Origin of the sequence: Marinibacterium profundimaris (assembly GCF_002210095.1) — a bacterium.
Lineage (GTDB): Bacteria > Pseudomonadota > Alphaproteobacteria > Rhodobacterales > Rhodobacteraceae > Marinibacterium > Marinibacterium profundimaris.
The window spans coordinates 1-706 of record NZ_AQQR01000058.1 but is presented as its reverse complement, the minus strand read 5'-3'; the positions used below and the strand labels follow the sequence as shown (position 1 = coordinate 706).

Here is a 706-nt window from a genome sequence, read left to right as displayed (position 1 = left end):
GTCCGGGATTCATTTTTGTTTTCCTTGGCTTCTGGATATCAGCGCGGGCTTTGCTGCGCATTATTTTGATTGCAAACCTCGGCGGCTTTCCAACCGTCTGAGGAGACATTCATGTTGAAATTGCACGACGAGCTGATCGAAGAGCTTGCGAAATCGCTCATGGAGCAGAACTACAATCCGGTGGTCGTGACCAACCATCGGCTCTACGCCCGCCGGTTCCTGGACTACCTGGCTGAGCGTGGCATGCCGGTGACGATGGTGACGCCAGCGCAGGTCGATCAGTATTTCCGCCACGCAGTCCTTTGCTTTCAGGATCGCTACGGTCGTCCGCCCAGCTCACGCTGGCACAGGCTGCCGCAAACAGCGATCGGCAGGTTGCTCCGCCTCGCCCAAGGCACGTGGCCGCCTGAAACAGAAATCGAATCGGGTGCGATGCTCCGGCACGCCATTTGCCATGATTACGGGAACTGGATGCGTGACGAACGCGGTCTGTCAGATGCGACGATCGACGCGCGCTCACGGGAGGCGCGGCGCTTTCTGGATTGGTACTTCTGCCGCAGCGGCGCCGACGATCTCTCGGCAATGGCCGTGCGCGATATCGATCACTACATGGACATGCGCGCCATCGGTCTGCGCCGGATATCGCTCTCGGGTTCTGCCGCATGGCTCCGTTCGCTGCTACGCTATCTCCATCAGTCGGGGCGGG

1 protein-coding gene is annotated in these 706 nt (G+C 59.8%); it reads left to right on the top strand.

What is annotated here, in order from left to right; genetic code table 11:
- Positions 1 to 111 precede the first annotated feature (111 nt).
- A partial coding sequence (locus ATO3_RS28355) for a site-specific integrase (protein WP_088653059.1) occupies positions 112 to 706 on the top strand: 595 nt, incomplete at its 3' end.